The sequence below is a fragment of the Stagnihabitans lacustris genome, from assembly GCF_025950525.1.
Lineage (GTDB): Bacteria > Pseudomonadota > Alphaproteobacteria > Rhodobacterales > Rhodobacteraceae > Stagnihabitans.
This window is the reverse complement of sequence record NZ_JAPDGS010000007.1, coordinates 22,077-45,390: the sequence shown is the minus strand read 5'-3', so window position 1 is coordinate 45,390 and position 23,314 is coordinate 22,077. Positions and strand designations below refer to the sequence as shown.

Annotated in this window: 24 protein-coding genes; 10 read left to right on the top strand and 14 right to left on the bottom strand. The window is 66.0% G+C overall.

Features of this window, described 5'->3' with window-relative positions; all coding sequences use genetic code 11:
* Positions 1-199: 199 nt before the first annotated feature.
* Positions 200-1,081 (bottom strand): DMT family transporter, encoded by an 882-nt coding sequence (locus NX862_RS15545; protein WP_264494850.1) that lies wholly within the window; start codon positions 1,079-1,081, stop codon positions 200-202.
* A 99-nt stretch (positions 1,082-1,180) separates the two neighbouring features.
* Between NX862_RS15545 and NX862_RS15540 the strand changes: the two genes are divergently transcribed.
* The 4 genes from NX862_RS15540 to eno all read left to right on the top strand — a co-directional run bounded on the left by NX862_RS15540 (position 1,181) and on the right by eno (position 5,250).
* Positions 1,181-2,179: an alpha/beta hydrolase gene (locus tag NX862_RS15540; RefSeq protein ID WP_264494849.1), complete on the top strand. Its 999-nt coding sequence runs from the start codon at positions 1,181-1,183 to the stop codon at positions 2,177-2,179.
* Positions 2,180-2,367: 188 nt separating this feature from the next.
* Positions 2,368-2,775: a Fur family transcriptional regulator gene (locus NX862_RS15535; protein ID WP_264494848.1), complete on the top strand. Its 408-nt coding sequence runs from the start codon at positions 2,368-2,370 to the stop codon at positions 2,773-2,775.
* Positions 2,776-3,019: 244 nt separating this feature from the next.
* Positions 3,020-3,877: a DMT family transporter gene (locus tag NX862_RS15530; protein ID WP_264494847.1), complete on the top strand. Its 858-nt coding sequence runs from the start codon at positions 3,020-3,022 to the stop codon at positions 3,875-3,877.
* A 95-nt stretch (positions 3,878-3,972) separates the two neighbouring features.
* Positions 3,973-5,250 (top strand): phosphopyruvate hydratase, encoded by a 1,278-nt coding sequence (gene eno / locus NX862_RS15525; protein WP_264494846.1) that lies wholly within the window; start codon positions 3,973-3,975, stop codon positions 5,248-5,250.
* Positions 5,251-5,461: 211 nt separating this feature from the next.
* Here eno and NX862_RS15520 read toward each other — a convergent pair whose 3' ends face one another.
* Positions 5,462-6,043: a transglycosylase SLT domain-containing protein gene (locus NX862_RS15520; RefSeq protein ID WP_264494845.1), complete on the bottom strand. Its 582-nt coding sequence runs from the start codon at positions 6,041-6,043 to the stop codon at positions 5,462-5,464.
* Between the two features lie 194 nt (positions 6,044-6,237).
* On the opposite strand from NX862_RS15520, the gene gatB reads away from it, so the two are divergent.
* Positions 6,238-7,749, top strand: coding sequence for an Asp-tRNA(Asn)/Glu-tRNA(Gln) amidotransferase subunit GatB (gene gatB / locus NX862_RS15515; protein ID WP_264494844.1), 1,512 nt, complete (start codon positions 6,238-6,240; stop codon positions 7,747-7,749).
* A 138-nt stretch (positions 7,750-7,887) separates the two neighbouring features.
* Positions 7,888-8,553: a glutathione S-transferase family protein gene (locus NX862_RS15510; RefSeq protein WP_264494843.1), complete on the top strand. Its 666-nt coding sequence runs from the start codon at positions 7,888-7,890 to the stop codon at positions 8,551-8,553.
* On the opposite strand, the gene rarD is transcribed toward NX862_RS15510, so the two are convergent.
* Together rarD and NX862_RS15500 are read right to left on the bottom strand one after the other, a co-directional pair.
* A complete protein-coding gene (rarD, locus tag NX862_RS15505) occupies positions 8,526-9,434 on the bottom strand; it encodes an EamA family transporter RarD (RefSeq protein WP_264494842.1) in 909 nt (302 codons plus the stop codon). The two genes, NX862_RS15510 and rarD, sit on opposite strands and share 28 nt — an antisense overlap.
* A gap of 60 nt (positions 9,435-9,494) precedes the next feature.
* A complete protein-coding gene (locus NX862_RS15500; RefSeq protein ID WP_264494841.1) occupies positions 9,495-10,361 on the bottom strand; it encodes a fatty acid desaturase in 867 nt (288 codons plus the stop codon).
* Between the two features lie 146 nt (positions 10,362-10,507).
* On the opposite strand from NX862_RS15500, the gene NX862_RS15495 reads away from it, so the two are divergent.
* Positions 10,508-11,503, top strand: coding sequence for an NAD(P)/FAD-dependent oxidoreductase (locus NX862_RS15495; RefSeq protein WP_264494840.1), 996 nt, complete (start codon positions 10,508-10,510; stop codon positions 11,501-11,503).
* Here NX862_RS15495 and NX862_RS15490 read toward each other — a convergent pair.
* From NX862_RS15490 to NX862_RS15450, 8 genes are all read right to left on the bottom strand, one after another.
* Positions 11,475-11,903: a cupin domain-containing protein gene (locus tag NX862_RS15490; RefSeq protein WP_264494839.1), complete on the bottom strand. Its 429-nt coding sequence runs from the start codon at positions 11,901-11,903 to the stop codon at positions 11,475-11,477. The two genes, NX862_RS15495 and NX862_RS15490, sit on opposite strands and share 29 nt — an antisense overlap.
* 5 nt (positions 11,904-11,908) lie before the next feature.
* Entirely contained in the window at positions 11,909-12,493 is a 585-nt protein-coding gene (locus tag NX862_RS15485) for a pseudouridine synthase (protein WP_264494838.1), read from the bottom strand.
* A gap of 121 nt (positions 12,494-12,614) precedes the next feature.
* Positions 12,615-15,164, bottom strand: a complete 2,550-nt coding sequence (pepN, locus tag NX862_RS15480) for an aminopeptidase N (protein ID WP_264494837.1) — start codon at positions 15,162-15,164, stop codon at positions 12,615-12,617.
* Positions 15,165-15,431: 267 nt separating this feature from the next.
* Positions 15,432-16,319 carry an SRPBCC domain-containing protein gene (locus NX862_RS19395; RefSeq protein WP_319800889.1) on the bottom strand — a complete coding sequence of 296 codons (888 nt, stop codon included), beginning with the start codon at positions 16,317-16,319 and terminating at the stop codon, positions 15,432-15,434.
* A complete protein-coding gene (locus NX862_RS15465; RefSeq protein WP_264494836.1) occupies positions 16,319-16,786 on the bottom strand; it encodes an SRPBCC domain-containing protein in 468 nt (155 codons plus the stop codon). The genes NX862_RS19395 and NX862_RS15465 overlap by 1 nt, the downstream gene beginning before the upstream one ends.
* Entirely contained in the window at positions 16,776-17,126 is a 351-nt protein-coding gene (locus tag NX862_RS15460; RefSeq protein ID WP_264494835.1) for an ArsR/SmtB family transcription factor, read from the bottom strand. Before NX862_RS15460 ends, NX862_RS15465 begins: the two co-directional genes overlap by 11 nt.
* 216 nt (positions 17,127-17,342) lie before the next feature.
* Positions 17,343-18,086 carry an EcsC family protein gene (locus NX862_RS15455; RefSeq protein WP_264494834.1) on the bottom strand — a complete coding sequence of 248 codons (744 nt, stop codon included), beginning with the start codon at positions 18,084-18,086 and terminating at the stop codon, positions 17,343-17,345.
* Between the two features lie 229 nt (positions 18,087-18,315).
* Positions 18,316-18,804 carry a GNAT family N-acetyltransferase gene (locus tag NX862_RS15450; protein WP_264494833.1) on the bottom strand — a complete coding sequence of 163 codons (489 nt, stop codon included), beginning with the start codon at positions 18,802-18,804 and terminating at the stop codon, positions 18,316-18,318.
* Positions 18,805-18,948: 144 nt separating this feature from the next.
* On the opposite strand from NX862_RS15450, the gene NX862_RS15445 reads away from it, so the two are divergent.
* The 3 genes from NX862_RS15445 to NX862_RS15435 all read left to right on the top strand — a co-directional run bounded on the left by NX862_RS15445 (position 18,949) and on the right by NX862_RS15435 (position 21,731).
* Positions 18,949-19,524 (top strand): flavin reductase family protein, encoded by a 576-nt coding sequence (locus tag NX862_RS15445; RefSeq protein WP_264494832.1) that lies wholly within the window; start codon positions 18,949-18,951, stop codon positions 19,522-19,524.
* A 274-nt stretch (positions 19,525-19,798) separates the two neighbouring features.
* Entirely contained in the window at positions 19,799-20,584 is a 786-nt protein-coding gene (locus NX862_RS15440; RefSeq protein WP_264494831.1) for a hypothetical protein, read from the top strand.
* Positions 20,585-20,864: 280 nt separating this feature from the next.
* Positions 20,865-21,731, top strand: a complete 867-nt coding sequence (locus NX862_RS15435; RefSeq protein WP_264494830.1) for an S-methyl-5'-thioadenosine phosphorylase — start codon at positions 20,865-20,867, stop codon at positions 21,729-21,731.
* A 194-nt stretch (positions 21,732-21,925) separates the two neighbouring features.
* On the opposite strand, the gene NX862_RS15430 is transcribed toward NX862_RS15435, so the two are convergent.
* Positions 21,926-22,579, bottom strand: coding sequence for an MT-A70 family methyltransferase (locus NX862_RS15430; RefSeq protein WP_264494829.1), 654 nt, complete (start codon positions 22,577-22,579; stop codon positions 21,926-21,928).
* Positions 22,576-23,190, bottom strand: coding sequence for a BglII/BstYI family type II restriction endonuclease (locus NX862_RS15425; RefSeq protein WP_264494828.1), 615 nt, complete (start codon positions 23,188-23,190; stop codon positions 22,576-22,578). Before NX862_RS15425 ends, NX862_RS15430 begins: the two co-directional genes overlap by 4 nt.
* Positions 23,191-23,314 lie beyond the last annotated feature (124 nt).

Here is a 23,314-nt window from a genome sequence, read left to right as displayed (position 1 = left end):
CAGATTTTGTGCTTGACCCCCAAAGCGCCTCTAGGGGTGGCGTTTCTGCGGGCGCATCCTGGCCTGTGGATGAACTTGTGTGCAAGTCGGGGGGGCCTGTGGATGGCGCGGCAATTTCCGTGTCAGCAGGGGGGTTTGGGGCTTGGGACTAATCTGCCGTCTGAAGGGCGCCTTGCAGGTGGGCGTTGATTCTGTCGGCTCAACTCGCCTTTCGGTTGATCATAATAATGCCACAAGACACCAGGCCCGCCGCCCCGATCACCCCAAGGGATAGCGACTCACCAAAGACCAGATGGCCAAAAAGAATCGCGAGGATCGGGGTCAGGAAGGAAAACGAGGCGACGGTAGAGGTCGGATAGACCGACAAAAGCCAAAGCCAGGCGATGAAGCCGCCCGCCACGACGATTCCCGCCTGGGCCACCAGCCAGGCCCAATGGACCGGCTGGATGTCGCGCAACAGCGGCCCGAAGGCGGGGGCGAGGACGATCAGGATCGGGGCCGAGACCAGGACCATCCAGAACAACTGCGCCTCGGGGCCTGCGTGGCGCAACCGCGAGACCCGCGCGATAAAGGCCGTGCCCGCCCAACCCAGCGCACCCACCAAGGCGCAAAGGTCGCCCAGAAGGCTGGCCTGACCGCCCGAGGATTTCGACAAGATCGCCATGGCGGTGCCGGCAAAGGCCAGCCCCAGGCCAAGCGCCTTCAGCGGCGTGGCGCGCTCACCCGGGATGAAGAAATGCGCAAGCACCCCCATCCAGACCGGCATGGAATACATGATCAGGCTGGCATGGCCCACGGTCGTCAGGTCCAATGCCATGAAAAGCCCGATGAATTCGGCAGCGAAGACCGTGCCGATCAGCAGCCCGGGGCCAAGGTCGGTCCGCCTGACGCGCGGCCAAAGCCCGCGCAGCCACAGCCACAGCCCGACAAAGACCACCGCCAAGGCGCTGCGCAAGCCCGCGAAAAACACCGGCTGCAGCCCGTCATTCACCAGCTTGATCACGATCTGGTTGCCCGCCAGCAGCAGCGTCACCGCCAAAAGGACCGCCAGCCCCTTTCCGTCCAGCCTGTCCTTGCGCATGTCGCCCCCCTTTTGCAGCGCACGCCGCGCCAAGGCCAAATTAATCATTTGCCAACCATGATCGCCCCGTCCCGGGAAGTCCCGTCACAGGAGGCGCCGATGTCCAGCTATCTCATCACAGCCCGCAAAGGCCAAGGCAAGGGCTTCACCTCTGACCCCGGCCCCGTGCAGTTCCTGCGCCTGCCCGAAACGGATGCGGTCTATGACAAAAGCCATGTCGTGCCGGTCAAGACCTGGGTCGCCGAGGTGCGGGGTCTGGCGGATGGCGATCTGAACCCGGTCTCGATCTCGCCGGCGGGGGACGTGCTGATCTTTGTGCATGGCTATAACAATGACATCGCGGCGGTGGTGGACCGGACCCGCGCGCTGGACCGCAACCTTCGGGCGAGCGGCTGGCGCGGGGTTGTGGTGGGATTCGACTGGCCCTCGGCCAATTCGGTGCTGAATTACATCGAGGATCGGCGGGATGCGGCTTCGGTGGCTGGGGCCTTGGTGGCGCGGGGCGTGCGGCTTTTGGCCGAGGGGCAGCGCGCGGGCTGCGTGACCAATGTGCATCTTCTGGGCCATTCGACCGGGGCCTATGTGATATTGGAGGCCTTTGCCGCGGCGGAAAAAGAGGGGGCCTTGTTCAAATCCGACTGGCGGGTGGGGCAAGTGGCGCTGATCGGGGCGGATATCGCGGCCGACAGTCTGGGCGCGGGGGCGGCCTGGAGCGCGCCCCTGATGCGGCGCGCGATGCGGGTGACGAATTATTCCAACGGCGCGGATGCGGTGCTGGCGGTGTCCAATGCGAAACGGCTGGGGGTTTCTGCGCGGGCCGGTCGGGTGGGTCTGCCAGCGGGGGCGCAGGCCAAGGCGGTGAATGTCGATTGCACGGGCCATTTCCGGGCGCTTGCGCCGGCGCCGGGGGCGGGGATGGCTTGGTGTCACGGTTGGCATTTTGACGATCCGCGCTTCGGGCTGGACCTGGCGCTGACGCTGGAAGGCGCGCTGGACCGCCATGCGATCCCGGGCCGGGTGCTGGGACCGCGCGGGCTGGAGCTGGGGGTGGAAGCTGCGCGGCCTGCGGGGATGGCGCTGTGGGGCATCAAAGCCTGAGGCGCCTGATGGCCCGAGGGTCCTGCCGACTGACACCGCGCGCCAAGGTCAGAGGCCGCGCCCTGCCGACGGCACCCGGGCTTGACGTCCTGCACCGTCGCCCAGCCGACTGACAGGCCTTGCGGGCGGCTATGTCTCCCCTTCCCAAAACCGCCGCCTCTGGCTAAAGCGGCGACAGGAGGTGGCCCATGGCTGACATCATCGCCCGCTGCGAGGCCCAAGGCCTGCGCATGACCACCCCGCGCCGCGTCATCGCCCGGGTTCTGTCCGAGGCCGAGGACCACCCGGATGTCGAAGAGCTGCACGCCCGCGCCGTGCGGCTGGATGCGGGGATCTCCTTGGCCACGGTCTACCGGACGGTCAAGCTGTTCGAAGAGGCGGGCATCCTGGACCGGCTGGAATTCGGCGATGGGCGGGCGCGCTATGAGGATGCCGAACGCGACCACCACGACCACCTGATCGACATGGGCACGGGCGAGGTGATCGAATTCGTCGACCCCGAGATCGAGGCCCTGCAAGAGCGCATCGCCGCCCGGCTGGGCTATCGGCTGATCGGCCACAGGCTTGAACTTTACGCCAAGCGGGTGAAGGATTAGCGGCGCAATCGGCAGAGCCGCGGCTCAGCCGGGGCATCCCTGACAGTCGGCACGCTTGGCCGCGCAGATGCAATCGGCCGGGCCCATCTGTCGGCAGGGCGCCCCCGTCATCGGTCACGTCCCCATGGGTCGGCGCGGCCTCCGCCCCAAGGGGCAATGCGGCAGTCCAGTCGGCAGGGCCCTTCCCTTTCCCCATTTGATCAAATACCCAAGGCCCAAACGCCCTTGCCCCGTGAAAGCCTCCATGCGCCATCCCGAAAATCTGCGCGGCATCATCCTGATGACGCTGGCCATGGCGCTTTTCGCGGCCGAGGACCTGTTTCTGAAACTGGCGGCCCAAACCCTGCCGACCGGAGAGATCCTCTTGATCACCGCGCTTGGCGGCACGGCCTTTTTTGCGGCGCTGGCCAAGTCGCGCGGCCAAAGCCTGACGCGGGGCTTTTTGCATCCCGCGATCCTCGCCCGCAATGCCGGCGAGATGATCGGCACGCTGGCCTATATGACCGCGCTGGCCTCGGTGCCTTTGGCCACGGTCTCGTCGATCCTGCAGGCCATGCCCATGGTCGCAGCCCTTGGCGCGGCGCTGTTCCTGCGCGAGGCGGTGCCCTTGCGGCGCTGGCTTGCCATCGGGGCGGGATTTGCCGGCGTCCTCCTGATCATCCGCCCGGGGATGGCGGGCTTTGACCCCTTGGCGCTGTGGGTTCTGGTCTCGGTCGCGGGGCTGGCCTTGCGCGACCTGGCCGCCCGCAAGATCCCCGCCGAGATCACAACCGAGCAAGTCACCACCTGGGGCGTCGCCTCCATCATCCTTCTGGGCGCGGCGATGATCCCGTTTCAGGGGTTTCAAACCCCCACGCTGGCGCAAAGCCTGTCGCTGGCAGGCTCCATCACCTTCGGCACGGCGGGATACTGGGCGGTGACGCAAGCGACCCGCATCGGAGATGTCTCGGTCGTGGCGCCCTTCCGCTATTTCCGCCTGCTGTTTGCGCTGGTCGTGGGCCTGGCCTTCTTTGCCGAAGTGCCCGACGCCCTGACCCTGACCGGCGCCGGCCTGATCATCGGGGCGGGCCTTGTGGGGGTTCTGGCCGAACGGCGGCGATAAGGCTTTTTTCCAAGCACGGCAGCAGGCTCTTTCCTCTGTCACAATCCCCGGCTAAACGGGAGGTTGAGAGCAAACTTCTGCCATAGGAACACTCCATGAGCACGATCATCGACATTCACGCGCGCGAAATTCTGGATAGCCGCGGCAATCCCACCATCGAGGTGGATGTGATCCTGGAAAGCGGGGCCATGGGCCGCGCGGCCGTGCCCTCGGGCGCATCCACCGGCGCCCATGAGGCGGTCGAGCGTCGCGATGGCGACAAGTCGCGCTATATGGGCAAGGGCGTGTTGGAGGCGGTCGCCGCCGTCAACGGCGAGATCGCCGAAGAGATCATCGGCTTTGACGCCACCGAACAGGTCGGCATCGACATGACGATGATCGAAATGGACGGGACCCACAACAAGGGCCGTCTGGGCGCGAATGCGATCCTCGGCGTGTCTTTGGCCGTGGCCAAGGCCGCCGCAGAATACACTTCGCAGCCCTTGTATCGCTATGTCGGCGGCACCTCGGCCCGCATCCTGCCGGTTCCGATGATGAACATCATCAACGGCGGCGAACATGCCGACAATCCCATCGACATCCAGGAATTCATGATCATGCCGGTGGGCGCGGACAACATCCGCGACGCGATCCGCATGGGCTCCGAGGTGTTCCACACGCTGAAGAAAGAGCTGCAGGCGGCGGGCCACAACACCGGGATCGGCGACGAGGGCGGCTTTGCGCCGAACCTGTCCTCGGCCCGCGATGCCTTGGACTTCATCCTGAAGTCGATCGAAAAGGCCGGCTATCGCCCTGGCGAGGACATCTACCTGGCGCTGGACTGCGCTGCGACCGAATATTTCAAAGGCGGCCGCTATGAGATGAAGGGCGAGGGCAAGTCGCTGTCCATCGAAGAGAATGTCGATTTCCTGGCCGGTTTGGCTGCGGATTATCCGATCATCTCGATCGAAGACGGCTGCTCGGAGGACGACTGGGCGGGTTGGAAGCTGCTCACCGACAAGCTGGGCAAAAAGATCCAGCTGGTCGGCGACGATCTGTTCGTGACCAACCCCAAGCGTCTGCATCAGGGCATCCAGGCCGGTTGCGCCAATTCCATGTTGGTGAAGGTCAACCAGATCGGCACTTTGACCGAGACCTTGCGCGCCGTCGATATGGCCCACCGCGCGGGCTATACCAATGTCATGTCGCACCGTTCGGGCGAGACCGAGGACAGCACCATTGCCGATCTGGCAGTCGCCACGAACTGCGGTCAGATCAAGACCGGCTCGCTGTCGCGCTCGGACCGGTTGGCCAAGTATAACCAGCTGATCCGCATCGAAGAGCTGCTGGGCGATATCGGCGAATATGCCGGCCGTTCGATCCTGAAGGCGTGAAGGGTGGGGGAAAGGTGCGTGAAATCACGCACCCTACCCCGTAACTGACCCCAAAGGACTGCGCCCAAAAATTAAGGCCCCGTTTGCGCGGGGCCTTTCCTTTTGGGCGCGTCTTGCACCGGTTCAAACGAAAAGACAGCGACCACAAACAAAAAGCGGCCCCGGACCGGAGCCGCCTTTGAACAAGCTGACACAGCCCTTAACCTGCCGATCAGGCCCGGCAATAGCTTTGGGCGCGGGTCCATTCCGCCATGGCGGCGCGCTTTTTGGACGAGGCCCAGGGGCCCCAATCCCGCGCAATGCCGCGGTTGCCCTTGCCCGCCAGCATCCCGTCCGCCGCCACCTTGGGTGCGGCGATCCGGATCGCGCAGGACAGATTGGCCGCGCCATCCTTCAGCTCGGCCACCGAGGTCGCCTCGCAGCCCGAATGTTTGGCCGTCGCCGGCATGATCTGCATCAGGCCGATATACCGCCCCTTGCCGCCCACGGCCGCCTCGTTGAAACTGCTTTCATATTTCGCCGTCGTCGACAGCACCGCCACCCAGAAGGCCCGACGCTCATCAACCGAGGCATCCTGATAGCCGGGGCAATAGGCCTCGATATCGGCCGGGATCACATCCGCCAACTGGTCGTCATGCGCGGCCACCGCGGCAAGCGCATGGCGTGTCCAGTCGGCTGCCTCCTGTGCCTGATCCCACCGCATCGCGGGCAGGACCTCTTTCTTTTGACGCGCCTCGGCCATGGGGACCAGCGCGAGGGAAAGGGCGAGGGCGGAGAGAGCAAGTTTGAACATCGGACCAGTAAGCTGCCGTCGCATTGCGTGCGACCCGGTGCTTTTGACGACATTCCGGGTTAATTCCGAGTCAATCGCACGCCGCTTTCAAACAATGGGCGAAAATCCGCGCAAGACCTGATGGCGCAAAGCGCAAGCCGCCTCTTGCGGCAGGGGGGCCGGGACCCTAAAAGACCTGCAAACGGAGGCCGATGATGCTGGATCTGACCTATGAAGCGCCCAAGCCCAAGGTGATCGCCGGGGCGAAACACGACTGGGAACTGGTGATCGGGATGGAGATCCATGCCCAGGTCGCAAGCCAGTCCAAGCTGTTTTCTGGCGCCTCGACCCAGGTGGGCGCCGAGCCGAATTCCAACGTGGCCTTCGTCGATGCCGCCATGCCGGGCATGCTGCCGGTCATCAACGAGTTCTGCATCGAACAGGCGGTCCGTTCGGGGCTGGGGCTCAAGGCCGCGATCAACCTGCGGTCTGCCTTTGACCGCAAGAATTACTTCTACCCCGACCTGCCGCAGGGCTATCAGATCAGCCAGCTGTATCACCCCATCGTGGGCGAGGGCGAGGTTCTGGTGGAACTCGCCCCCGGTGTCGCGCGCCTGGTGCGGATTGAACGCATCCACCTGGAACAGGACGCCGGCAAATCCATTCATGACATGGACCCCGCCATGTCCTTCGTCGATTTCAACCGCACCGGCGTGGCGCTGATGGAGATCGTCAGCCGTCCCGACATCCGCGGGCCAGAGGAAGCCGCCGCCTATGTGGCCAAGATCCGCCAGATCCTGCGCTATCTGGGCACCTGCGATGGCAACATGCAGAACGGCAACCTGCGGGCCGACGTGAACGTGTCCATCTGCCGTCCGGGCCAGTATGAGAAATACCAGGCGACGCAGGATTTCTCCCATCTGGGCACGCGCTGCGAGATCAAGAACATGAACTCGCTGCGCTTCATCCAGGCGGCCATCGACTATGAGGCGCGCCGTCAGATCGCCATCGTCGAGGATGGTGGCGCGGTGCTGCAAGAGACACGGCTTTACGACCCCGACAAGAACGAGACCCGGTCGATGCGCAGCAAGGAAGAGGCACATGACTACCGCTATTTCCCCTGCCCCGACCTTTTGCCTTTGGAGATCGACCAGGCTTGGGTCGATGATATCGCGGCCCGTATGCCCGAACTGCCGGATGCGAAAAAGGCGCGGTTCATGGGCGATTTCGGCCTGACCGATTATGACGCCAATGTGCTGACCGCCGAAGTCGCCAATGCCGCCTTCTTTGAGGACGTGGCCCAGGGCCGCGACGGCAAGATGGCCGCCAATTGGGTGATCAACGAGCTGTTTGGGCGCCTGAACAAGGAAGGCCTGTCCATCGCCGAAACCCCGATGAGCTCGGCCCAGTTGGGCGGGGTCATCGACCTGATCGCCAAGGGCGAGATCAGCGGCAAGATGGCCAAGGACCTGTTCGAGATCCTCTGGACCGAGGGCGGCGATCCGGCGGAACAGGCGGCCAAGCACGGCATGAAGCAGGTCACGGACCTTGGCGCCATCGAGGCGGCCTTGGATGCGCTGATGGCGGCCAATCCGGATCAGGTGGAAAAGGCGCGGGCCAATGCGCGGCTGGCGGGCTGGTTCACTGGTCAGGTCCTGAAGGCCACCGGCGGCAAGGCGAACCCGGCGGTGGTGGGCCAGATGGTCAACCAGAAGCTTGGGTTGTAAGCGGCTTGGGGGCGCTGCCCCCAAACCCCCGGAGTATTTGGGTCAGTATGAAAACAAGCGCGTCGGGAAACCGGCGCGTTTTTTCTTGCGCTTGGGCGCGGGGCCGTTAATTTGATATCAAATCTATTGGAGCCCCGCATGATTCTGCATGTCTCGCGCAATCCCAATCCGCGGCTGGCCCTGACGGTCGCACGCTTTTTGGGCGCCCCGGTCGCCGTCCAATACGCCGAACCCTTTGCGCCCCATCAGGCCGCGACCTACCGCGCGCTGAACCCCTCGCAGCTGATCCCGATCCTGGAGGAGCCGGGCCATCCGCCGCTGTGGGAGGCCGATGCGATCTGTTGCAGGCTGGCGATGGGGGGCGATCTTTGGCCGCTGGATCGGCGCCTGCCCGAGGTGATCCGCTGGATCTCTTGGGGCAAGGCGACTTTCGTGGCCGCGACGGAACTGATCCATTGGGAGCTGGGGACCAAGCAGCGCTATGGCATCGGCCCGGTCGATTGGGCGGGGGTCGAGCGCGGCTTGGCCGATTTCCACCGCGCCGCCGCCCAGTTGGACGCCCATCTAAGAGGCCGGGAGTTCCTTTTGGGCGCGCTGAGTTATGCCGATTTCCGCATGGCGACCTTCTTGCCCTATGACGATGTCACCGAGCTGCCCTTGACCGATTACCCCGCGCTGCAGGCCTGGGCCGGGCGCATGGGCGCGCTGCCCCATTGGGCCGATCCCTTTGCGGGGCTGGACATGCCCGCCCTGCCCCAAGCGCCCGCACGCAGCAGTTACCGCCGCCACAGCCCAGCAGAGTAAACCGCCAATGCGGCCCAGATCATCGGAAAGGCCACCAGTTGCGCCGGGGCCAGGTGCTCGTGAAACACCAGCGTCGCAGTCACCAGGATCATCGTCGGCGAGATATATTGCATGATGCCGATGGTCGACAGGCTTAGCCCCTTGGCGCCATTGGCATACAGCATCAACGGCACCGCCGTCACGACGCCCGCGGCCAGCAAAAGCCAGGTCGTGGGACTGTCGGTCCAGAACACCGCCTGCCCCGTGGCCTGCAGCCAGACCGCATAGGCCAGCGCAAAGGGCGCCAAGATTAGCACCTCCAGCGCGAAGCCCTCGTTTGCGCCGATCGGCATCCGCCGCTTCAGATAGGCATAAAGCCCCCAGGTCAGCGTCAGGCCAAGCGCCACCAGCGGCAGGCGCCCGGCCTCATAGGTCAGCACGGCCACGGCGCCCGCTGCCAGGGCTATCGCCGCCAGCTGCGCCCGGTTCAGCTTTTCGCGCAACAGGACCGCGCCCAGAAAGATCGAGAACAGCGGGTTGATGTAATAGCCAAGCGCCGCCTCCAGCGCGTGACCCGACCCGATGGCCCAGACATACAGCCCCCAGTTGACCGAGATCAGCGCCGAACAGGCCAACGCCAGCACCAGCTTGGGGCTGCGCAGCACGGCCACCAGCGCGGACCACCGCCCCGACCAGACCACGACGGCCAGCGCGATGGGCAAGGACCACAGCACGCGGTGGGCGATGACCTCGGGCGGGGGGACATGGGCCAGGGCCTTCATATACAGCGGCAGGAAACCCCAAAGCAGATAGGCGCCCAGGGCAAAGAAGAACCCCGCCCGCGTGTCCTGTGAGGGTTTGGCAGGGCTTGGGATCGCGGGGGCTGACAGGTCTTGGCTCATGAGGCGCGGTCTATCCTGCGCGGCCTTCTGCTGCAAATTCCGTTTTGTGATCCGGCGGGGTTACAGCCTGCGCAACTGGTCGCGGGCAAAGGCCACATAGCCCGCGGCGGTGGTCTTCAGATCGGCCCGCATGGCCTGATGCAGCCGGGGCAACTGGTGAAACGGGACCTGCGGCAGGCTGTGATGTTCGATGTGATAGGGCATGTTCCAGGCCAGAAAGCGCACCAGGCGGTTTGTCAGCGTGGTCCGGGTGTTCTCCAGCATATCGGCCACCTGGGGGCAGTCGCCATGTTCGGCCAGCAGATACAGCCGCAGGAAGGGTTGGGTCAGGACCATGGGCAGGACCCAGAACCACAGGACCAGCCCCGGCGCCAGGGCGAAGCCCAGGGCATAGATCGCCAGCATGCCGCGCGCCTCGGTCACGGCACGCGGGCGGGCGGAGGCGGGCAGGAAGGCATCCCCGCCCCCCAAGGCGAGCCGTCCCAGCAGCCGGATGGCGGCCCACCAGTAGGGCAGGCCCGAGACATGCAGCGCCCATTGGCCCCGCGTTCGGGGCTTGGGGCTGGCAAGCTCGGGATCGCCCGGCTGATTGGTGTGGCGGTGATGGGCCATGTGAAACCAGCGGAACCACTCGAAGGGCAGGACCAGCACCAGGCCGCAGACCCGCCCCACCCCGTCATTCAGCGCCCCCCTGAAGGGCGTGCGATGGGTACATTCATGCTCCAGCGTGAAAAGGAAGGTCAGCAACAGGCCCAGCGGCACCAGCCCCAGGGGCGACACCGCGGCCAGGCCCGCCGCCACGGCCATCGCCGCCAGATACAGCGCCAGATGGCGCAGGCCCGGGCCGTTGCTGACCCGGGACAGATCGGCGCGCAAGGCCGGGTCAAGCCGGGAGACGACAAGGCGGTGATCAGGGGTTTGGCTCATGTCCGCCAGAAAACCACCCCGGCGCGCCCGCGTCTTGCCCCTTTGCGACATGCCAAGCCCGCGCCGCCCCCCCACGCCCGCCTTCGGCACCCTGTGGCCTTCCCACCCCCCTTGCCTTTCCCGCCGCGCCCGGATTTCCTGCGCCGATGACAACCGCCCTTATCCTTGGCGCCGGCGTGACCGGAGCTTGCCTCGCCCTTGCCCTGTCGCGGGCCGGGGTCTGCGTCACCGTGATCGACCAGGCCGCCCCAGCCTCGGGGGCCTCTGGCGCCTCCTTTGGCTGGATCAATGCCAGTTATTCCCTGACGCAAGCCCATTTCGCCCTGCGGGCCGAGGGGATCGCGGCGCATCACCGGCTTTCCCGGCGGCTTGGGACGCATCTTTGGGACTGGCCCGGCTGCCTGTGGTTCGACGACCCCGCCGCCCTGCCCGAGGGTTATGACGCCATCCCCCTGACCGCCGCCCAGGTCCGCCAGCGCGAGCCCCTGGCCCCCGACCTGCCCGCGCTTTTGGTGCCCCAGGAAGGCGCGGTCGATGTGGCGGCCCTGACGCTTGCGGCGCTGCGGGCCTCGGGGGCGCGGGTGCTGTGCGGGGTCAAGGCCGAGGCCGTCGCCCCGGGCCACGTCTCCACCGCGGTCGGAGATTTCACCGCAGATCACGTGATCCTGGCCAATGGCTGCGGCGCGGCGCCGCTTGTGGGGCTGCCGATGCTGCGGCGGCCGGGGCTGATGCTGATCTCGCGCCCCCTGCCGCGGGTGTTGCGCCATATCCTGGCCCTGCCCGGCCAAGACCTGCGCCAGGACCGGACGGGTCGGCTTTTGGCGCCCTTGGCCGCGCAGCACCAATCCGACACCGCCGAGACGGTCGCCGATATCCCGGGCCGTATCGCCGAGGCCGAGGCGGCGCTTTCGGCGCTCTTGTCCCATCCGGTTCAGGCCGAAAGCGTGACCCTGGCCTTCCGCCCCGTGCCGGGCGATGGCCTGCCTGCGGTGGGGGCGCTGGCGCCGGGCCTTTGGCTGGCCGTCATGCATTCCGGCGCGACCCTGGCCCCCGTGGTGGCCGAGGGCCTGACCGCGCTGATCACCGGCGGGACGGCGCCCTTGCTGGAGCCCTTCAGCCCGGCGCGACTTCTGGAAGCGTGAAATCGGGGGCGGCCAGTTCAAAGCCCTCGAAGCGGAACCCGGGCGAGACGGTGCAGGACACCAGCGTCCAGTCCCCCTGGCTCTCGGCCGCCTGCCAATGCCCTGCGGGGACCAGAGCCTGAACCTCCTGGCCGCCCAGCACATCCGGACCCAGCGTCACGGCGCGGGCGGCGTGCTCTCCCAGCCGCAGCGTCAGGGGCGCGCCAGCGTTCCAGATCCAGATCTCGTCGGCATCGACCCGGTGCCAATGGCTGCGCTCGCCCCGCGCCAAAAGGAACAGGATCGCCGTGCCCGAGGCGCGACCCTCACGGTCAGGACCCAGCCAGGTCTGGCGATACCAGCCGCCCTCGGGATGGGGCTGCAGGCCAAGCTTTACAATGATGTCAGCGGCTTGCGTCACGATCCTTATCCTTTGCGTGAGGCTTTGCCACCCAGGGGGGCGATTTCGGGGGCGGCCACGTCGCGCCATTTTCCGGGGGCCAGGCCCTGCAATGTCCAATCGCCCACCGACCAGCGGATCAGCCGCAGGCAAGGCAGGCCCACCGCCGCCACCATGCGACGCACCTGGCGGTTCTTGCCCTCGCGGATGGTCAGCTCCAGCCAGCCATCCGGCACGGTCTGGCGCACCCGGATCGGCGGTTCACGCGGCCAAAGCCACTTCGGTTCCTCGACCGCGCGGGCCTGGGCGGGCAGCGTCAGCCCGTCCTTCAAAAGCAGCCCCTCGCGCAGTTGGGCCAGGGCCGCGTCTGTCACCTCGCCCTCGACCTGGACGAAATAGGTCTTGGCGAACTTCGCCCCGGGCGAGGAAATCCGCCCCTGAAGCACGCCATCATCGGTCAGGACAACCAGCCCCTCGCTGTCCCGATCCAGCCGCCCCGCCGGATAGACCGAAGGCACAGGGATGAAATCCGCCAGCGTCTGCCGCCCCACCTCATCGGTGAACTGCGTCAAGACGTCATAGGGTTTGTTGAACAAGATCACGCGAGCCATGAGTTTCTTTCTGTAAGTTCCAAGAAGGCGGGGTTTCCAAAGGGGCCCGCGGGCCCTTTAGGCGGGGGGCCTTACTCCGGTCGGGCGCAAGGGCGTCAGCCCGCAGCCGTTTGACCAAACCTCACCCCATCATCCGCCCCACCATTTCCCCAAGATCGCGCGACAGCCCCGCTGTCGCAGCGATCCGCTCCAATTGCGCCCGGGCCAGCGCGCGGCGCCCGGTGTCATAGCGCCCCCAGGTTTCAAACGCCGTCGACATCCGCGCCGCGGTCTGTGGGTTCATCGGGTCCAGCCGCAAGAGCCAATCGGCCAAAAGCCGATAGCCCGCGCCCGAGGCATGGTGGAACCCCGCGTGATTGCCCGAAAGCGCGCCCAGCACCGCGCGAAAGCGGTTGGGGTTCTTCCAGTCGAACAAAGGATGCGCGGTCAGGCTTTCGACCACCGCCGCGGTTTGATCGGGCGCGGCAAGCCCCGCCTGCAGCGCGAACCACTTGTCCATCACCAGCCGGTCGCCCTGCCATTTCGCCTCAAATGCCGCGACCTCCTCCGCCCCCGCGCCGTTTTCCAGCAGGATGGCCAGGGTGCCGATCTCTTCGGTCATGTTATCGGCCGACAGATGAGCCGCCTGCACCGCCCCCAGGTCGAACCGGCCCAAAAGGCCCAAAGCCGCCAGCCGCAGCGCCCGCAAGCCCGCCTGCGCCGCCGAGGGCGCAAATTGCCCCCTCAAAGGCGCCGCCAGCCCGGGCAGATCGGCGCGCAACGCCTCGGCCAAGGCCAGATGCAGCGCCCGCCGCCGGGTGCGGATCACATCCGGGTCAGGCACCAGGCCCCGCCCGGCCAGGGTCGCGGCCATCTCGTCATCGCTCGGCAGCCGCAAGGCCAGCGCCTTGAAGGCCGGATCATGGTCGCCCTGCATCAGCCGCACCATGCCTTGCACCCAAAGCCCGGCCTCGGCCCTTCCCTCCAGGACCTCGCGGGCCAGCATCCGCCCCGCCTCCCAGCGGTTGAAGGCGTCGGTGTCATGGGCCAGCAAAAAGGCGCGCTCTTCGGCCGCCACCGCACGCTCCAGCACGACAGGCGCCGAGAACCCGCGCAGAACCGAGGCCACGGGCCGCGCGGCCAGCCCCTCAAAGCGGAAGCTTTGCCGCGCCGTGGTCAGTTCCAGCACCTGCGTGGGCCGCACCTCGTCGCCGTTGGGGTTCAACAGCCCGACCGCGACCGGAATGACCTTGGGCGCCTTGTCGGGCTGACCGGGCGTCGGCGGGTTTTCCTGCGACAGCGTCAGGGTAAAGACGCCATCGGCCCAGTCCTCGGCCACCGTCACCCGCGGCGTGCCGGCCTGCGAATACCACAGTTTGAACTGGGTCAGATCGCGGCCCGTGGCATCCTGAAACACCTGCAACCAATCCTCGATCGTCGCCGCGTCCCCGTCATGGCGGGTGAAATACAGGTCCAGCGCCTTGGCGTAACCCGCATCCCCCACCAAAAGCTTCAGCATCCCGATGACCTCGGCGCCCTTTTCATAGACGGTCGAGGTGTAGAAGTTGTTGATCTCGATAAAGCTTTCGGGCCGGACCGGATGGGCCAAGGGTCCCTGATCCTCGCGGAACTGACGGGCGCGCAAGGCCATGACATCCTCGATCCGCTTGACGGCGTGCGACCGCATGTCGCCGGTGAACTGGTGGTCGCGAAAGACCGTCAGCCCCTCTTTGAGGCACAGCTGGAACCAGTCGCGGCAGGTGATCCGGTTGCCGGTCCAGTTGTGGAAATACTCATGCGCAATGACCGCCTCGATCCGCCCATAGTCGTCGTCGGTGGCGGTTTCCGGGCTGGCCAGCACCAGCTTGGAGTTGAAGATGTTCAACCCCTTGTTTTCCATCGCCCCCATGTTGAAATCGTCCACCGCCACGATGTTAAAGACATCCAGGTCGTATTCGCGGCCATAGACCTCTTCGTCCCAGCGCATCGACCGGATCAGGCTGTCCATGGCATAGGCACAGCGCCCCTCGTCGCCCGGACGCACCCAGACGGCCAGATCGACCGCGCGCCCCGAGGCCGTGGTAAAGGCGCTCCTGTGCGCCTGCAGGTCGCCCGCGACCAGGGCGAACAGATAGGCCGGCTTTGGCCAGGGATCATTCCATTCCGCCCAGCCAAGGCCCTGCGCCCCCGGATTGCCGTTCGACAGCAACACCGGCATGTCGCTTTCGATCCGCACGCGGAACGGCGCCATGACATCGGGCCGGTCGGGGTAAAAGGTGATGTGGCGAAAGCCCTGCGCCTCGCATTGCGTGCAATACATGCCGCCCGACATATAAAGCCCCTCGCAGGAGAGGTTCTCCTCCGGCGCGATTTCCACCTCGGTCTCCAGCACGAATTCCCCCGGCGGGATCAGGGTGGCGGGGATGGTCAACCCCGTCGGATCGGGCGTCAACGCCAGCGCGTTGCCGTTGATCCGAAGCGAGATCAGCCGCAGCCCCTCGCCATCCAGCCGCAGATCGACCCCGCCGCCTTGCACCACCCGATCCGGCGCCAGGGTCAGCCGCGAGATCACCCGCGTGGCCTTGGGCGCCAGACGGAAGGTCAGCTCGACCCCGCGCACCACAAAGGGAAAGGGCTCGTAATCCCTAAGGTAAACCGGGATCGGCGCGGCTGTGGCGGCGGCATCTGTCATGGGCGGCACTCCTTTGCGCCAAAACTAGCCCCCAATCCCGCCCTTGGCCAGAGCCCGCAACCAAGGCGAGGGCCGCCCGGTATCCCGGGTCTTGGCCACGCCGCTTGATCCCGTCCCTTGCCCCGGTCGCAAGACGTTCCACAGTCCCGGGGTATACCCCGGGCTACGCGGCGGACACAGAGGCCATCCCTGACGGACAGTCCCGCGTGCCCGAGGTCGCTGCCCCCAGTTTCACCGGCCCACCCCCATCAGGCGGGCTGCGCCGCCTTAGCCCTCTGCGACGGCAGCCAGCTTCCCCAAGGTCTCCATCCCCTTCTCCGAGGCGCCATAAGCCATGGCGCCAACCTTCATGGCGGCATCGGGGAACATCACCATATGGGTGATCCGCGTGCCTGCGCCCTCGGGCGCCAGTGTCACCGTCACCTCCATCGAAGGCTCTGCCCCGCCATCCATCAGAAAGGAAATCCGCCCGTCCCGCAGCACGCTATAGCGGTGGCGGTTGGGCCAGACCTCGCCGTGACCCACCATGTCAAAGGTCCACTCGCCGCCCTCGCGCAGGTCGATGGATTTCGTCTGGCACGCATAACCCGCAGGCCCGAACCACCGCGGCAGGATCGCCGGATCGGTCCAGCACCGCATCACCTTTTCCACCGGCGCCGCGATATGGCGAGTGATCACCATGGTCCGCGTCTCCAGCTCTTGGGCAAAGCCCTCCAGCTGGCCCGCCACCGTGCCCCAACCGTCAAAGAACCCCATCTGGCGGTGGCTCTCGGCCGCCTCGGGGTTGCGGTGGCGCGCCACGGCCCGATAGCGCGACATGCCGCCGCCCAGATCCTCGAACGAGACGATGGCGGTCATGAAGGGCTCGGGCGCAGGCTTCCACCCGGCCTGATAAGTATCTGTAAAGACAAGCTTTTCGCCCGGGATCACCTCCAGATAGACGCCCTTGTTCTCCATCAGGGTGCCTTCGATGTCAAAGGTCGTGTTGCAGGCGCCGCCGACCCGAAGGTCCAACTCGCAAGAGGCGACCTTGTGAGGCCTTGGCACAAACCAATGCGGCAGATGCCGCGGGTCGGTCCAGCAGGCCCAAAGCAGCGCCTTGGGTGCGCGCAGATCGCGCACCAGTTCCAGGTCGGTCGCAGGGTCCAGTTCCATCACAGCAGTCCTTTCGCATAAATCCCCAGCTGATCGGCCACCGCGCCCCAGCCGTCGTGAAATCCCATCTCGGCATGGCGGGCCGCATCCGCAGCCCGGGCATGGCGCGCCGTGGCCCGGTAGGTCGTGCCCCCCAGCCCGCCCGGAACTGCCGTCACCGCCAGTTCGCCGACAAAGCCGAAAAAGGGCGCCTCGACCGGCTGAAAGCCCGCGGTCATCAGGTCGGTGAACAGCAGGCGGTGGTCCGCGGCCTGCAGGATCATCATCTCCATCGGGACTTGGGCGCCATCCTCCATGACCATGACATAGCCGAACCTGCCGCCGGGGCGCGCCTCGATCACCATGGCCTCGATCCGCACCGGCGCGGGAACCCACCAGCGCGCCAGATGCTGCGCCTCGGTCAGGCAGCGCCAGACCACATCCAGAGGCGCGTCAAAGACCCGCTCCACCACCAGTTCACGCGTCATCGCCGCCCCCTTGCTCCATCAAGCGCATCACATAATCCTCCAGCCGGTCGGCCCGCGCCTCCCAGATCGCCCGCTGCTGGCCCAGCCAATCCACCGCCGCGCCCAGGGTTTCGGGGCGCATGTGGCAGATGCGGACCCGGCCCTGTTTCCGGGTGGCAATCAACCCCGCCTCTTCCAGCACGCCCAGGTGGCGCATGACCGTGGGCAAAGCCAGCCCCGTGGGCCGCGCAAGATCACTGACCGGCACCGCGCCCTGACCCAGGGCCGCCAGCATGGCGCGCCGCGTCGGGTCCGACAGGGCCTGAAACACAAGGTTCAGATCGGGGTCATACTTAGCCATTACGCTAAGTAACACGACGCGGTGATTCCGCAAAGCCCCTTTCGCGCGGTGGGTGCGTTTTCACCCTCGGCAAGGCGCCGATATGCCGCCCCGCACCAAGGCCGCCCCCATTTCATCTTTTCCGAAATATCCCACGGGGTTCTCAGGGGCCGTGAAGGCCCCTGAACTGGGGGGCTTGGGGGGACTGGTCCCCCCAACTTCGGCCCCAAATCGCGGTCACAACGCCGGCAACCGCTCCGCGCGTTTCCAGCCCTCGACGACCGCGCCGACCCCATGGACCTCGGCCAAAGCCATCAGGCCAAAGCGCACCCGGGCCAGGCCGCGGTAATGCGCCGCCCAGGCGCGGTTGGCCAAGGCGCCGCCAAGGGCGCCCACGACGGGCACCGCCCCCGCGGCCAGGCGCTGCCCCAGCACCGGCGCCAGGCGCGGCACAAGGCGCGCAGCCCAGCCCGAGACCATGGGCCCTGCAAGCCCCAGCCGGGCGTTCAGGAAAGACGCCTCCAGCGCCTCTTCGGCCCCCATGACCTTGCCGCGCAACAGGATATCGACCGCCGCCATGCGCACGCCTTCGCGGTCGGGGTCAAGGCCTGCCGCCTCGGCCTCCTCGCGGATGGCCTGCAAGAACAGCACCAGGCTGACCGGAAGTTCCGCCAGCGCACCGGTGATGCCAAAGGCGCCCCCCAGCGCGCCCGAGACCATGACCGCGCCCCGTGGCGCACGGACCCGGGTGGCAAAGCCGCGCTCCAGGGCGGCGACGATGCGGGTTTCGACCTCGCGGCGGACAGCGGGGGGCAAGCGGCTCCAGCCGCCATCGCCCGAGACCATACCTTGCAGCCGCGCCGTCCAGGACCCGCGCAAACGGCCCTGCTCATGGGCCAGGGCGGCCAGGCGCAAATCCAGGTCGCTGCGCAGCGCCGGCAGCTGCGGGTGGTCAGGGGGCGGGGTGTCGGAATGGGCCATGGGTGGAATATGGGAAGGCCGCGGGCAAATGCAAAGCCCAAGCCGGTTGGCCGCAGGACAGAGGCGAGAGATCATCTTGCGGCGGCACGCCGCGCCTTTGGGTCAGGGGGTGCAATCGGGGCAACCGGACGCTGCAGGGCAAGGTCAGGGAAAATCGCCGCCGTCAGGCCCCACCCTCAGGCCGCCCAATTTCAGGCCGTCCAGGTTCACGCCCCCCAAGCCGCCCCCGTCACGCCCCCGCCGCCTTGGTCACTTTGCCCGTCACGCCCTTCCAGGCCCCGGACTTCAACTCCAGCCCCAAAACGCGGTCGGGGTTGGTCGGCGGAGGCATCTCGACCCCCTCCAGCTTCCAAAACCCAAAGCGTTTGTAATAGGGCGCATCACCGACCAGAAGCACGCGCTCCCAGCCTTGGCGCCGCGCTTCGCCCAGGCTTTCGTTGATCAACAGCCCGCCCAGGCCCTCGCCCTGATGGGTCGGATGGACCGCCACAGGGCCCAACAGAAGCACATCCTCTCCCCCGACCTCGACCGGCCAATAGCGGATCGCGGCCACCAGATTGCCGTCCTGCCGCATCACCAGACACAGGGCGGCCACCGTCGGCACCCCGTCGCGCAACCGATAAGACGACAAGGCCGTGCGCCCCGGCGAAAAGCAGAGGTCATACAGCGCCTCGACCTCCCACCAATCGGCCTCGGTCTCTTCGTCCAACTGATACATGGGGCCGTCGCGTCGGTTCGGGGGAATCATCTGGGAACGCCCGTAACATGGGACTATGACAGCAGCAATTCGCTTTGTTTCCGGCCGGCCCGACCCATCCGATCCCCCGCCCGCCCCTGTCCCCTCCGCCGAAAGACCCGACCCATGTTCTACCGCCCCGCCGAGGGTCACACCCTGCCCCATTCCCCCTTCAATGCCATCGTGGCGCCCCGGCCGATCGGCTGGATTTCCACCCGCGGCAGCAAGGGCGACAACCTCGCCCCCTATTCCTTCTTCAACGCGGTCGCCTATAGCCCGCCGCAGGTGGTCTTTGCCGGTGGCGCCAAGGACAGCCTGCGCAACATCCGGGAAACCGGGGTCTTTGCGGCCAATGTGGTCAGCCGCGCCCTGTGGCTGCAGATGAACGAAACCTCGGCCCCTCTGCCGCATGGCACCGACGAATTCACCCATGCGCAGGTGGAAAAGGCCGAATGTCACGAGATCGACTGCCCGCGCGTGGCGCTGTCGCCGGCCACGCTGGAATGTCGGCTGCAACAGGTCGTGACGCTGGAGGGCGGGGCCGATTTCCTGGTCATCGGCACGGTGATCGGCGTCCATATCCGCGACGAATTCCTGACCGATGGCCGGTTTGATGCGGTCAAGGCGGGCGTGATGGCCCGGCTGGGCTATATGGATTACCTGCAGGTCACAGAGCTTCAGGAGCTGGACCGCCCGAAATGAGGCCTGGCCCCCTCATCCCCGGGCCCCCTCCTCCCCGGGCCCCCTCCTCCCCGGGCCCCCTCATCCCCGGGCCCGGTGTCCTCCCCAGGCCCCCGCCTCCCCGGGCCAGACTGCCCAAGCCAAGAGCCCCTGGCCCTCCCGGCTGGCCCGCTCCCCCCAAAAGGCCCATGATGTGCGCGTTTGTCGCCCCCCCCTCATCGTTTCCACCCTCATCGCCCTTACCCTCCCTTCCCTGGCGGTCCTTCCCGCCCGGGCCGAGGACCGCCCCGAACCCATGGTCCTGATCGAGCCCACCCCGCGCCTGCCCTGTTCCGGCACCGAACCGGGAGCTGAGCCCGCCTGCAAGATCAACGCGGCCCTCCTCGCGCTTGACCAAGAGGCGCTGGCGCTGCCCTGCGGCCTTCTGGACGATGCGACCATCGCGGCCCAGGGCCTCGACCCCGGCCGCAACCCCTTGCAGATGTGGTATGCCCATTGGGTCGTTGTGACCCATCAGGGAGCGAGCTTCTACAGCCTGACCCTGCATGCTGACGCCTTTTGCCCCGGCGGCGCCCATGGCTGGACCGAGCAGAGCGCCGTCCTCTTCGACCTGACCACGGGGGCAAAGGTCGATCCTTTCACGCTTCTGCCCGTGGCCTTGCGCCCCGACACGCCGTTTCCCCCCGCCCCCCTTGACCCCGTCCCGCTTGACCCCGTCCCGCTTGACCCCGTCCCGCTTGACCCCGCCCCGCTTGCCCCAGACGGCCAAACCCCGCCCCCCCTCACCGCGCCTCCCCATACCCTGCCCCCTCTCACCGCGCTCTACCTGGAGGTCCTGGCCAAGACCGACCCGACGGGAGCGGCGGACTGCGCCGGGACGATCACGCAACAGCAAGCCCTGACCCCCGATCAGACCATGGATTTCCTGCTCTACCCCGAAGCCGCGACGCGGTCCCTGATCCTGACACCCCAGGGCCTGGCCCATGCCGCGCGCCCCTGCGAGATCGGCGTCCCCCTCGACCTCCCCCTGCTTGAAAGCCTTGGCGCCGACCCGCGCCTGATCGTCGATCTCCAGCCTTGATCGCTTTCAATTTGGCCCAAATATCTCCGGGGTAAGGCCCAAGGGGCCGAGGGGCAGCGCCCCTCCTTCCTGGCCCAGGCCAGACCCGAGGCACTCCCAAACCCCAGGCAACCCCAAACCCCAGGCCCTTCCAAATCCCTGCCAAACGCCATCCGTCCAAGGCCCGCCCCAAGCCCAAGGCTGGACATCCAACCCCGCCCGCCCCTAGGCTTGCCCAAAACCGCAAGGCCAAAACCGCAAGGCCAGTACCGCAAGGCCAGTACCGCAAGGAGAGACCATGATGAACCCAGTCCAACCCAAGATCGGCATCATCGGCGGCTCGGGTCTTTACCAGATCGAGGGGCTGGAGACCTCGACCTGGGTCAGCCTTGACACGCCCTGGGGCAAGCCCTCGGATCAGATCCTGACGGGGCGGCTGAACGGGGTCGAGATGGCCTTCCTGCCGCGCCATGGGCGGGGCCATGTCCACACGCCCTCCTCTCTGCCCTATCGCGCCAATATCGCCGCGCTGAAGTCGCTGGGCGTCACCGATATCCTGGCGGTCTCGGCCGTGGGCTCTTTGCGTGAGGACTTCGCCCCGGGGGATTTCGCGCTGGTGGATCAATATATCGACCGCACCTTCGCGCGGGAGAAAAGCTTCTTTGGCCCCGGCCTTGTCGCCCATGTCTCGGTGGCCCATCCGACTTGCCCGCGGCTGTCGGACCAGGTGGCCGCGGCCGTGCGGGGCCCGCGCCTGCACCGGGGCGCGACCTATCTGGCGATGGAGGGGCCGCAATTCTCGACCCTGGCCGAAAGCCGGCTTTACCGGCACTGGGGCGCCGATGTGATCGGCATGACCGGGCAACCCGAGGCGAAATTGGCCCGCGAGGCCGAAATCGCCTATGCCTGTCTGGCCATGATCACGGATTACGACTGCTGGCACCCCGACCATGGCGCGGTCGATGTGGCCCAGGTCATAGCGACCCTGACCGCCAATGCCGGGGCCGCGCGCGACGTGGTGCGCAAGCTTGCGGCCCCGCCCCGCGCCGCCTGCCCCTGCGGCTGTGACCGGGCGCTCAGCCACGCCGTGATGACCGCCCCGGACAAGCGCGACCCGGCGATGGTCGCAAAGCTGCAGGCCGTGGCAGGCCGGGTGCTTGCACCATGAGCCCGACCGAATTCCTTGGCGCGATCCCAACGCTAGTAACCTGCTTCGCGTGTCGCATTAGTCCATCGGCCCAAACGACTGGCAGAAACATCACTCGCTGCACTGCGCGCAGACTTGACCAGCGATAGCTTAGGGGCGCGTCTCAGGCATTGAGTGCCCGCTTCCAGTTGAGCTCCCTGACCACGCCCATGCGCTCAGGTGGCGACTATCTTGGCCGCCGCCAACTCAGTTGCCGCCTGCGAGTGATTGGAATACGTGTCCCAAGTCGGCGTATACTCGTCCGCCTGATTACCCCAAACAGTCCACCCAAGGCGGGGACCGCGCGCGAACATTTCAAGCCTCGGCCCTTTGCTGCACCCTTCTATGAGCGGATATTGCTCGTCCGGTTTGCGGCTGTGTTCTCGCTTTTGCGATGAAATGATGTTCTCTTGCGTCCGGCCAAGCTGCTCAGTTCTAGCGTTTTTGCCCCTGATGCCAAAAAGCAAGACCTCGGTCACATTGCGAAAGTAAAAACCCACACCACGCCGATCTGGCCCGCCATCCTTGCGGATTTTATACCAGATGATGTTGCTTTTGTAGGAAAATCCCCAGCGCTCCATGACCTTCAGACCTTCAGGCAAAAGCGCATTCGGCACCCACATGTATAGATGTGCAGGGTCCGCAGCGACCTGGGCCACGGGCAGGTCGCAAATCTCTTGCAGGGTCATCGTCGGATATCGCGACAGGCGCTTATGTTCGGGAGCCATCTTGCCCGTCCGGTTCTCGAACTGCCAAGGAGGGTCCGCGAGGATAGTGCGGAACTTGGTCTGTCCTGCGCGATGCAAAAAGTCGTCAGCGGCGGTCATCATGCCTTATCCTCAATCTCTTCGCCCATGTCATCGACGAAGAGCGCACTTCGGATCCCGAAGACCAAAAGCGGACACCCAGCACCCCCGCCACCCTCGATCCGAGGCAGTAGCTTTGACATATGAGTCGTCGACATGCCATAGGACGATCCTCGTCCAAGTTGGTTAAAGATGTCTTGCAGCTCATCGGACCGGGTGAGGATCACACCGACGCTGACCGCGCGCAAGTCAAAGAGCAGCCGAAAGTTGTTCAGGTCCCTGTCAAAAAACGGGTCCTTGTTGTTCCATTCAAGCTCGAGGGCGACCTTGTTTTTGAAGCAATCTACCTTGTGGGTCGGTGAATCTATTCTGTAGCCGTCCACCTCGATGGCCGTCTGAAACTGCTTTTCCCGCCACCCCCGATCCGAGAGAAACTCGTCGACGAAAACAGCCAGCTGCGATTTATTGCCGCCGCCCTTCACAATCCACGATTTGCGCAGGCGCAAGACGGTCAAGAGGTCCATCAGATCGGACCATTCATGTTGGAAATCTTGGGACAAGATGGCGCTGGCGTGCTTCCACTCGTGGCATTCATAGTTTTCGCGCACGAAATGCGGCAGACGAGTCATCAACATAGTGTGCCTCTTTTCTCGTCCCTCACTTTAGCTTGACAGTGAAAGGTTCGGCAATCGCAATCCTCCCCCACAGCCTCTTCGGCTCCAAAATTTTTTTGGGCAGGATACCGGACTTTGTGTCGCG

What these genes read in the sequence shown, in the direction of transcription:
- NX862_RS15545 (WP_264494850.1), bottom strand. Translation starts at nt 1,081, where the DNA reads ATGCGCAAGGACAGGCTGGACGGAAAGGGGCTGGCGGTCCTTTTGGCG.
- NX862_RS15540 (WP_264494849.1), top strand. Translation starts at nt 1,181, where the DNA reads ATGTCCAGCTATCTCATCACAGCCCGCAAAGGCCAAGGCAAGGGCTTC.
- NX862_RS15535 (WP_264494848.1), top strand. Translation starts at nt 2,368, where the DNA reads ATGGCTGACATCATCGCCCGCTGCGAGGCCCAAGGCCTGCGCATGACC.
- NX862_RS15530 (WP_264494847.1), top strand. Translation starts at nt 3,020, where the DNA reads ATGCGCCATCCCGAAAATCTGCGCGGCATCATCCTGATGACGCTGGCC.
- eno (WP_264494846.1), top strand. Translation starts at nt 3,973, where the DNA reads ATGAGCACGATCATCGACATTCACGCGCGCGAAATTCTGGATAGCCGC.
- NX862_RS15520 (WP_264494845.1), bottom strand. Translation starts at nt 6,043, where the DNA reads ATGTTCAAACTTGCTCTCTCCGCCCTCGCCCTTTCCCTCGCGCTGGTC.
- gatB (WP_264494844.1), top strand. Translation starts at nt 6,238, where the DNA reads ATGCTGGATCTGACCTATGAAGCGCCCAAGCCCAAGGTGATCGCCGGG.
- NX862_RS15510 (WP_264494843.1), top strand. Translation starts at nt 7,888, where the DNA reads ATGATTCTGCATGTCTCGCGCAATCCCAATCCGCGGCTGGCCCTGACG.
- rarD (WP_264494842.1), bottom strand. Translation starts at nt 9,434, where the DNA reads ATGAGCCAAGACCTGTCAGCCCCCGCGATCCCAAGCCCTGCCAAACCC.
- NX862_RS15500 (WP_264494841.1), bottom strand. Translation starts at nt 10,361, where the DNA reads ATGAGCCAAACCCCTGATCACCGCCTTGTCGTCTCCCGGCTTGACCCG.
- NX862_RS15495 (WP_264494840.1), top strand. Translation starts at nt 10,508, where the DNA reads ATGACAACCGCCCTTATCCTTGGCGCCGGCGTGACCGGAGCTTGCCTC.
- NX862_RS15485 (WP_264494838.1), bottom strand. Translation starts at nt 12,493, where the DNA reads ATGGCTCGCGTGATCTTGTTCAACAAACCCTATGACGTCTTGACGCAG.
- pepN (WP_264494837.1), bottom strand. Translation starts at nt 15,164, where the DNA reads ATGACAGATGCCGCCGCCACAGCCGCGCCGATCCCGGTTTACCTTAGG.
- NX862_RS19395 (WP_319800889.1), bottom strand. Translation starts at nt 16,319, where the DNA reads ATGGAACTGGACCCTGCGACCGACCTGGAACTGGTGCGCGATCTGCGC.
- NX862_RS15465 (WP_264494836.1), bottom strand. Translation starts at nt 16,786, where the DNA reads ATGACGCGTGAACTGGTGGTGGAGCGGGTCTTTGACGCGCCTCTGGAT.
- NX862_RS15460 (WP_264494835.1), bottom strand. Translation starts at nt 17,126, where the DNA reads ATGGCTAAGTATGACCCCGATCTGAACCTTGTGTTTCAGGCCCTGTCG.
- NX862_RS15455 (WP_264494834.1), bottom strand. Translation starts at nt 18,086, where the DNA reads ATGGCCCATTCCGACACCCCGCCCCCTGACCACCCGCAGCTGCCGGCG.
- NX862_RS15450 (WP_264494833.1), bottom strand. Translation starts at nt 18,804, where the DNA reads ATGTATCAGTTGGACGAAGAGACCGAGGCCGATTGGTGGGAGGTCGAG.
- NX862_RS15445 (WP_264494832.1), top strand. Translation starts at nt 18,949, where the DNA reads ATGTTCTACCGCCCCGCCGAGGGTCACACCCTGCCCCATTCCCCCTTC.
- NX862_RS15440 (WP_264494831.1), top strand. Translation starts at nt 19,799, where the DNA reads ATGGTCCTGATCGAGCCCACCCCGCGCCTGCCCTGTTCCGGCACCGAA.
- NX862_RS15435 (WP_264494830.1), top strand. Translation starts at nt 20,865, where the DNA reads ATGAACCCAGTCCAACCCAAGATCGGCATCATCGGCGGCTCGGGTCTT.
- NX862_RS15430 (WP_264494829.1), bottom strand. Translation starts at nt 22,579, where the DNA reads ATGATGACCGCCGCTGACGACTTTTTGCATCGCGCAGGACAGACCAAG.
- NX862_RS15425 (WP_264494828.1), bottom strand. Translation starts at nt 23,190, where the DNA reads ATGTTGATGACTCGTCTGCCGCATTTCGTGCGCGAAAACTATGAATGC.